Origin of the sequence: Acinetobacter albensis, from assembly GCF_900095025.1 — a bacterium.
Lineage (GTDB): Bacteria > Pseudomonadota > Gammaproteobacteria > Pseudomonadales > Moraxellaceae > Acinetobacter > Acinetobacter albensis.
Genome location: NZ_FMBK01000027.1, coordinates 1 through 1,922, shown reverse-complemented (window position 1 = coordinate 1,922; position 1,922 = coordinate 1). Strand labels below are relative to the sequence as shown.

Below are 1,922 nucleotides of genomic sequence, written 5' to 3'. Positions count from 1 at the left end.
TACCCTTGAATCTCCGATATTACTCATCCCTAAAAAATAAAACCTCCGTAGAGGTTTTATTTACATTGATTCATCTTATGCAGCACTACGCGCTTCAATAGGCACAACCTTACGCAACTCTGGCCCCGTATAATCCGCACTTGGGCGAATAATACGGTTGTCTGCGCGTTGTTCCATCACATGCGCTGCCCAACCAGTCACACGACTCATCACAAAGATTGGGGTAAACAGTTTGGTTGCAATATCCATAAAGTGATAAGCCGATGCATGGAAGAAGTCTGCGTTACAGAATAATTTCTTCTCTCGCCACATCACTTCTTCACAGCGCACCGAAACTGGATAAAGTACGCTATCCCCCACGTCTTTGGCTAATTTTTCAGACCAAATTTTAATGATATCGTTACGTGGGTCATTGTCTTTGTAAATCGCATGGCCAAAGCCCATGATCTTTTCTTTGCGCTCAAGCTTACCCAGCATTTCTCGTTCAGCTTCTTCAGGAGATGCCCAGTTTTCAATCATCTCCATCGCTGCTTCGTTTGCACCACCATGCAATGGACCGCGCAGTGAACCAATTGCACCAGTAATACAGGAATGCATGTCTGAAAGTGTCGATGCACAGACACGGGCAGTAAAGGTCGATGCATTGAATTCATGCTCTGCATACAGAATCAGTGAAACGTTCATCACTTGTTCATGCAGTTCGTTTGGTTTTTCACCACGGAGCAAATGTAAGAATTGTGCACCGATTGAATCATCATCGGTGTTTTCTTCAATGCGTATGCCATCATGGCTAAAGCGGTACCAATAACAAATGATGGACGGTAAGGTTGCCAAAATGCGGTCGGCCACGTCTTGTTGTTGTTCGAAGGATTGTTCTGTTTCAATGTTGCCTAGCATGGATACACCTGTACGCATCACATCCATCGGATGTGAATCTGCGGGTATACGCTCCAGTACTTCTTTGAGTGCTTGCGGTAATTGGCGCAATGATTTGAGTTTGGCTTTGTAAGTGGCCAGTTGTTCTGCTGTTGGCAATTCACCAAAGAATATGAGGTAAGCCACTTCTTCAAACTGGCAGTTTTCTGCTAGGTCTTGGACATCGTAACCGCGGTAGGTTAAGCCTGCACCACTTTTGCCAACCGTGGATAATGCCGTTTTACCTGCCACTTGTCCGCGCAATCCTGCGCCTGTGAGTACTTTTCCTTCAGCCATTTTTTTATTTCTCCATTTTTAACGGTTTTATTTAAATAATTTATCCAGTGTATTTTCAAAGGTGTGGTAGTCAAGGAATTGATAGAGTTCTTTACGCTGTTGCATCTGTTCTAGCACATTGACTTGGGTACCCTCTTTACGAATTGAATGCATCACTTCAAGGGCCGCTTTTTGCATGGCACGAGTCGCAGAGAGTGGATACAGCACCATGGATATGCCTTGCTCAGCCAGTTCTTGGGTGGTGTAATACGGTGTATCGCCAAATTCTGTGATATTGGCCAGTACTGGTACACCGACTGCATCACAGACGGTTTTATACATGGTGATGTCCGTCATCGCTTCGGCGAAGATCGCATCTGCACCAGCTTCAACACAGGCACAAGCACGATCGATCACTGCTTGTAGGCCTTCTTTTTGTAGGGCATCGGTACGCGCCATCACCACAAAGTTGGCATCGGTTTTGGCATCGACGGCTGCTTTGATGCGATCCACCATTTCTTGCTGTGACACGATTTCTTTGTTGGGACGGTGTCCACAGCGTTTCTGTGCCACTTGATCTTCAATATGCACGGCTGCTGCACCTGCTGCAATCATTTGTTTGACACTGCGTGCGATGTTGAATGCTCCACCCCAACCTGTATCAATATCGACCAGTAAAGGCGTATCGACACGTTCGGTAATTCGGCGTACATCTTCCAAAACGTTATCTA

At 45.8% G+C, this 1,922-nt stretch carries 2 protein-coding genes; both read right to left on the bottom strand.

Annotation, left to right across the window (positions count from 1 at the left end; all coding sequences use genetic code 11):
- Positions 1–75 precede the first annotated feature (75 nt).
- Positions 76–1,212, bottom strand: a complete 1,137-nt coding sequence (gene prpC / locus GA0116959_RS14130) for a bifunctional 2-methylcitrate synthase/citrate synthase (RefSeq protein ID WP_092721206.1) — start codon at positions 1,210–1,212, stop codon at positions 76–78.
- A 27-nt stretch (positions 1,213–1,239) separates the two neighbouring features.
- On the bottom strand, positions 1,240–1,922 hold a 683-nt coding region (gene prpB, locus GA0116959_RS14125), incomplete at its 5' end, for a methylisocitrate lyase (protein WP_092721205.1).